The organism is Deltaproteobacteria bacterium (assembly GCA_003696105.1).
GTDB lineage: Bacteria > Myxococcota_A > Polyangia > Haliangiales > J016 > J016.
In genome coordinates, this window is sequence record RFGE01000121.1 from 1 (window position 1) to 5,945 (window position 5,945).

The 5,945-nt window shown below is 68.6% G+C and carries 5 protein-coding genes and 1 pseudogene; 5 read left to right on the top strand and 1 reads right to left on the bottom strand.

Features of this window, described 5'->3' with window-relative positions; all coding sequences use genetic code 11:
* Positions 1–170 precede the first annotated feature (170 nt).
* Positions 171–875: an HAD family hydrolase gene (locus tag D6689_08310; protein ID RMH42390.1), complete on the bottom strand. Its 705-nt coding sequence runs from the start codon at positions 873–875 to the stop codon at positions 171–173.
* A 141-nt stretch (positions 876–1,016) separates the two neighbouring features.
* Between D6689_08310 and D6689_08315 the strand changes: the two genes are divergently transcribed.
* The 5 genes and pseudogenes from D6689_08315 to apaG all read left to right on the top strand — a co-directional run bounded on the left by D6689_08315 (position 1,017) and on the right by apaG (position 5,848).
* Positions 1,017–1,583 carry a ubiquinol-cytochrome c reductase iron-sulfur subunit gene (locus tag D6689_08315; GenBank protein RMH42391.1) on the top strand — a complete coding sequence of 189 codons (567 nt, stop codon included), beginning with the start codon at positions 1,017–1,019 and terminating at the stop codon, positions 1,581–1,583.
* Positions 1,584–1,599: 16 nt separating this feature from the next.
* A complete protein-coding gene (locus tag D6689_08320) occupies positions 1,600–2,382 on the top strand; it encodes a DUF4405 domain-containing protein (protein RMH42392.1) in 783 nt (260 codons plus the stop codon).
* 5 nt (positions 2,383–2,387) lie between these two features.
* On the top strand, positions 2,388–3,197 hold the full coding sequence (locus D6689_08325) for a cytochrome C (GenBank protein ID RMH42393.1): 810 nt from the start codon (positions 2,388–2,390) through the stop codon (positions 3,195–3,197).
* 563 nt (positions 3,198–3,760) lie between these two features.
* A pseudogene (locus D6689_08330) lies at positions 3,761–3,925 on the top strand (hypothetical protein).
* A 1,521-nt stretch (positions 3,926–5,446) separates the two neighbouring features.
* On the top strand, positions 5,447–5,848 hold the full coding sequence (gene apaG / locus D6689_08335; protein RMH42394.1) for a Co2+/Mg2+ efflux protein ApaG: 402 nt from the start codon (positions 5,447–5,449) through the stop codon (positions 5,846–5,848).
* The last annotated feature ends 97 nt before the right edge of the window (positions 5,849–5,945 follow it).

Genomic DNA, 5,945 nt, shown 5'->3' on the forward strand with positions numbered 1-5,945 from the left:
GCCCGCGATCGCAACCGGCTGCGCGGCCCGTAGCGTCTCGCGATCGCGACCGGCTGCGCGGCCCGTAGCGTCTCGCGATCGCGACCGGCTGCGCGGCCCGCGGCGTACCGCGATCGGGACCGGCCGCCCGGTTCTCGGCCTGCCGCGCGCGGCCGCGCCACGGCGGGCGCTCACCCACCGGTCTGCGCCGCGTGCCAACCGGGAAGATCGCGCAGGCTCGCGAGGACCGCGTCCGGGGCGCATGCGGCGAGATCGCCGGCCTCATAGCCGCCGGTCGGCACGCACACGGCGCGGCAGCCGCACGCGCGCGCGGCGGCGACGTCGCGCGGCGTGTCGCCCACCACCACGAACGCGCTCGCCGGTAGGTCTGCGGCCACGGCCCGGCGGGCCCGCTCGATCGCCGCCGCGACCAGCGCCGCGCGGTCCGGCGAGTCGTCCCCGAAGCCGCCGAACGCAAACGTCTCCCACAGGCCGATCCGCGTGAGTTTGAGGCGCGCGGCCTCCCTGACATTGCCCGTGGCCAGGCCGACCGGCACCCCGGCGGCCGCCAGCCCGCGGACGGCTTCGACCGCGCCCGGCATCACTCGGAACCGGTCGCTCGCGGCGATCTCCGCAGCCAACAGCGGCACGTAGGCCGCGAGCAAATCCTCGATCTCCCCGTCCGCCGGCGGCCTGCCGAGCGCGCGTTCGATCATTTCCGCGACGATGAGGGGGTCGGTCTTGCCGGCCGGGCGAATGCCGTCCATGGCCGATCTTACGCCAAATCGTTGTAAAAACAGGGAATTGAGCGCGCGTGTGCCGGCCCCGCCAGTGAGCAGGAGGGTGCCGTCGATGTCGAACAGGTAGACGAGCATCGAGATGCGCCGACGGGTCATCGAAGGTGAGGAACGCGGGCGCCGCGGGGTACGCCGCGATCGCGAGCCGCGCGGCAGCCGTCGCGGCGTCTCGTGTCGAGGACAGATTGACGGTCAAGACTTGATCCTGGTAAAAGGCGAGCGCCTTCGAGGACGTGCACGATGGCCAATTTAGAGCTTCTACGGCAAGAGGGCTGCGACCCCAGCCAACACATCTGGTCGCGGCGCAATTTCATCGGTCTCATGGGGTGGGGGGCCGTGTTGGGCTCGCTTGGCGTCGGCACGCTCGCGTTCGGGCGGTACATGTACCCGAGGGTTCTGTTCGAACCGCGCATGGCGTTCAAGGTCGGCAAGCCGGAGGCCTACCGGATCAACGACGTCAGCGAGGAGTGGATCGAGAAGTACCGCTTCTGGATCGTGCGAACTACGGAGGGGTTCTTCGCCTTGTCCGGGATCTGCACCCACCTCGGCTGCACACCGAGGTGGCTCGCGAGCGAAAACAAGTTCAAATGTCCGTGCCACGGCTCCGGCTACCGCGGCATCGACCCGAGCGATCCCTATCCCGGGATTACCGGGATCAACTTCGAGGGGCCGGCACCGCGGCCGCTCGAGCGCTACAAGATCGGCCTCGCGGAAGACGGCCAGCTAATTGTCGACAAGAGCGTCGCGTTCCGCCAGGAAAAGGGCGAGTGGACCAAGCCCGACGCCTTCCTCAAATACACGGGCTGATACGGAGCACGTAGTTTTGGCTGACACCAGCGGGAAGAAGCGTTCCTTCTTCGACCAGGTCACGGAGTCGCAGGTTTGGCGGTCGGTATTTCGGCACGGGTACGCCGATACGCCGCGCAACCGGATTCTGCAGGTCTCGTCGAATGTGTTCCTGCACCTGCACCCGTCGAAGCTGCCGCGGCACGCCGTGCGAATTCGATTTACCTGGTGCGCAGGTGGGGTGACGTTCCTGTTCTATCTGATCACCGTCGTCACCGGCGTGATCTTGATGTTCTACTACCGGCCGACCGGCAACCACGCGTACTCGGACATCAAGTACCTGCAGTTCGACGTGCCGTTCGGCATGATCATGCGCAACATGCACCGGTGGGCCGCTCACGCGATGGTGATCGCGGTGTGGATCCACATGCTGCGCGTGTTCATGACTGGCTCCTACAAGCCGCCGCGTGAGTTCAACTGGGTCATCGGCGTGAATTTGCTCGTATTTACGCTGCTGTTGTCGTTCACCGGCTATCTGTTGCCGTGGGACCAGTTGTCGATCTGGGCGGTGACGGTCGGCACCAACATGGCGCGTGCGACGCCGTTCCTCGGCCACGAAGGGCCGTTCGCTGACCTCATCGGCGTCGATGCGCGATACGACGCGCGGTCGTTCTTGGTCGGCGGACGCCTGGTCGGGGACGCGACGCTGCTGCGTTTCTACGTGCTGCACTGCATCTTCATTCCGATCATCGCGTCCGTGCTGATGATCGTCCACTTCTGGCGCATCCGGAAGGACGGCGGGATTTCCGGCCCGCTGTGACAGCCATGGCCGAAGCCACCAACGACGCGGCGGCCGCCCCCGCGGCACAAACGCCCAAGAAGAAGAAGATCAAGGGCAAGCTGTCCGATCTGCCCAATCGGATCCACACGTGGCCGTACCTGGTCCGCATGGAGTTTCTGTGCGCCCTGGTCATCATGATCGTGATGACGGTGTGGTCGATCAACATCGACGCACCGACCGAGCAGGCGGCCGACCCGAACCGCACCCCGAACCCGTCGAAGGCGCCGTGGTACTTCCTCGGCTTGCAGGAGATGCTCGTCTACTTCGACCCCTGGTTCGCGGGCGTCGTGCTGCCGAGCCTCATCATCGTGGGCTTGATGGTCATCCCGTACATCGACATCAATCCGCGCGGTAACGGCTACTACACCGTGAAAGAGCGCAAATTCGCGGTGTCGATGTTCATGTTCGGCTTCCTGGTCCTGTGGATCGCGCTGATCGTGATCGGCACGTTCTTCCGCGGGCCCGGGTGGAACCTGTTTTGGCCGTGGCAATACTGGGATCCGCACAAGACGGTCGCCCTGACCAACGTCGACCTGCCGTATCAACTCGGAGCGCGAACCCAGTCCGCCATGTTCCTCATCGGGGCGATCGCAACCCTGGGCTACTACCCGGGCCTCGCGATCGTCGGCCAGTTCCTGTTGCGCAAGAAGCCCGTGTACCAGGAACTCGGCGCGGTGCGCTACCACATCGTCGCGTTCCTGTTCCTGATGATGATGGCGCTGCCGCTGAAGATGTTCCTGCGGCTCGCGTTCAATACGAAGTACATCTGGGTTACGCCCTGGTTCAACATCTGACCGGAGCGGCCGGCGGCGCACTCGCGCACGCCTGATCTGCAGCGCCAATGATCACACGCGAGTCCGTCGCCGCGCTCGCTGACGCGCCGCCTTCGCCGGCGGAGATCGCCGCGGCACTCGCCGCGCTCGACGGAGAACGCGCCGTGGCCGGGCTGCTCGCGCGCGCCGTCGCGGCCGTCGAGGTCGACGCCGGCCAGGTCGCGAAGGCGCTTCCCCTGGTGCCCGACATCGATCTCCTGGTGCCGCTCGCGCATGCTGCCGGCGACGCGGCGGCGACCGCACTGTTGCACGCGGCGCGGTCTCGCCAGTTGCCGCCGACCGAGCACGCGGAAGTGCTGGTGTTGTGCGCGCTGGCGGCGGGCGCCGCGGACCGCACGGCGCTCGTGCGCGAGATTCGGCTGGCGGCACACTTGCCGCTGACGGGCGAGCCGGCATGGATTCTCGGCGTCGCGGCGCGCATCGTCGGCGACGACGACGCAATCGCGATTACCGGTGCGGCCGGTCACGTCGCCGAGGAAGTGGATCCATACGTGGACCGTCTGCGTCACCGGCTCTCGGCGCCGATCCTCGACGTACTCGATTCGGCTGACGCGCCGCGCGCCGTCTCGGGGTTCACCGTCCGGCGCGCCGTCGACCGAGTGGGCCGCAACGACCCGTGTCCGTGCGGCAGCGGCCGCAAGTACAAACGGTGTTGTCTCGGCACCGATCGCGACAAGCTGGCCGATCCGTCGCCGATTGCCGGCGTGACGATGCAGGAGTACCGCAGGCGCGTTCACGAACTGCTCGACGACGACGCGTTCGCGCAGTTACATCCGCGCGATCTCGGAGCGGTCGACCTCGACGAGCTCACTCCGCGCCAGTTGTCCCTCGCGGTTCAGAGCTTCGCGGACTACGCCTACTTCGACTGGGCCGAGCGCGCCCTCCACCGGCTCGAGGGGACCGACTACTACCGAAAGGCCGCGGAGGACGTGCTGTACTTCGCGTTGGTGGCGGGTGCTCGCGAGCCCGCCGAACGGGCGGCGGCCGCGCTCGCCGACGTGCCCGACGATCTGGCGCTCGGCCTGGCGCTCGTTCGCGGCGACGCGGATGCGCTCGAACGGCTCGAAGCGCTGATTCGCCGCGACCTGGATGCGGCGCCGGCCCCCGCGCTCGCCGACGTGGCGGCGACCGTCGCCCGCACGCACCCGGCGCTCGGCGTGTTGCTCGCGCGCGGCGCGCTCGCCACGCTGCCGGGCGACACCGCCGAACGGCTGCTGTACGACGTGGAAGAAGCTCGCGACCGGCTCGATCTGCCGCCCGGCGACATCGCGGGCGACCTGCTCGACATCCTGCTGGACGAGGTTGCGCGGCGCGCGCAGCGCGCGGCCGTGGACGAGCGGCTCGCCGGCGAACTGGACGACACACGCTTTCGCTTGCGGGAAACGGCGGCGCGCGCCAGCGAACTCGAGCGCGAACTGCGTGCGGCGCGCGAAGAACTCGAACGCGCGAAGGCGGCCGCGACGCGCGACCACGCCGCCGCCGACGCCGATGCCGACGAGGTCCGCCGGCTGCGCCAGAAGATCGAGGAACTCAAAGGGCATGTCACCGCGTCGCAGCAGGAGCGGCGCGCGCTGCGCGAGCAGGTCGCGGAAATGTCGCGGGCCGTCGATGGCGCCAACGCGCGCACGGCCGGCGCCGAGCGGGAGGACGAAGGAGCCGAGCCCGGTGTGGCCGCGGACCTGCCCGACTCGTCGCGGCCGCTCGTGCCGGTGTTTACTCCCGCGGCTCGCCGGTCGCTCGACGCGCTGCCGGCGCGCGCCGCTGCTGACGCGATTCGCGTGGCGGCGCGCATCGCGGCCGGCGATCGCTTGCCCGGATTTCATGTCAAGAAGCTCGAGCGCATCGACGACGTCTGGTCGGCGCGCGCCGGGATTCACTATCGGTTGCTGTTTCGGATGGGCGACGGTGTGCTCGAGTTGCTCGACGTGGTTCCGCGCGAGGATCTGCTGACCGCGATCCGCAGGATGCACCGCTCGTGAGTCGCCGAGCGCGGCGGCAGCCGCGGGTGGAGTGCGCGCGCCTCGCGCGCACCCGACGAGGGACCGCCACCAGGTCGACCGCCGCCGGCGGTTCCGCCGGAGCCAGTGACGACGTTCACATCGCGCCGCCACGAAGCGCTACGGCCGTCTGCGGCCGCGACGTCCTCGGGCGGATCGCGCGCTCGGATACGCGTGCCGCGTGACTTCCGCGGCGGACGCGGGTACGCTCGGATCGTGTCGACGGCCGTGACGTGCGGGATCCGGGTATCCGTGCAACCGCGCTATCTGGCGCATCGGTCCGATCCGGCGGCGGGGCGTTACGTGTTTGCGTACACCGTGCTCATCGTGAACGAGGGGACCGACCCGGCCCAACTGCTCACGCGACACTGGATCATCACCGATGCCGCCGGCACGGTGGAGGAAGTGCGCGGGCCCGGAGTCGTCGGCGAGACGCCGCGACTCGAGCCGGGCGAGGCGTTCCAATACACGTCGGGCTGCATTCTGCGGACGCCGCGCGGGACGATGCACGGCACGTATCAGATGGTGCGCGACGACGGCGAGGCGTTCGACGTCGAGATCCCGGCGTTCGTCTTGTACGCGCCGACGCCCGAGTCGGATCGCTATCTGAACTAGGAGGCTGTTGCGCATAGCCGCTGGCTGCGGTCACGATCTGCGGGCGATCTTCGGCGTACGTCCTCGCGCCCTTCGGTTCCGTATGTTGATACGCGCC